At 65.2% G+C, this 359-nt stretch carries 1 protein-coding gene; it reads left to right on the top strand.

Translation table 11 applies throughout. The features are described from left to right. Positions 1–359 (top strand): RHS repeat domain-containing protein (locus tag OGY09_RS00030; RefSeq protein WP_286589708.1); only part of this gene is annotated, 359 nt, incomplete at both ends.

The raw sequence follows: 359 nt of genomic DNA, 5'->3' as shown, positions 1-359 counted from the left end.
CAGATGAACACACTGCCCGTCACCCGCTACGGCCAGGATGTCGGGGTCCGCCTCGGTGCCGTCTGGCTGACGCACGACCCGGAATACCCCGACAACCTGCCGACATCCCCGCTGGTGCGCTATGACTATTCCCCGCGCGGGGAGCTGGCGGCGGTGTATGACCGGGGTGGAGTGCAGGTGCGCCGTTTTGACTATGCCGCCGACAACCCCGGCAGGATGGTGGCACACCAGTACGCCGGACGCCCGCAGACCACCTACCGCTACGATGCAGCGGGCCGGGTGGTGGAGCAGCATAATCCGGCAGGCTTAAGCTACCGCTATGAATACGGGAAAAACGCCGTCACCATCACCGACAGCCT

The sequence above is a fragment of the Citrobacter sp. Cpo071 genome, from assembly GCF_030332765.1.
GTDB lineage: Bacteria > Pseudomonadota > Gammaproteobacteria > Enterobacterales > Enterobacteriaceae > Citrobacter > Citrobacter portucalensis.
Note: the sequence above shows the minus strand (reverse complement) of the source record. Positions and strands in the feature narration are given on the sequence as shown.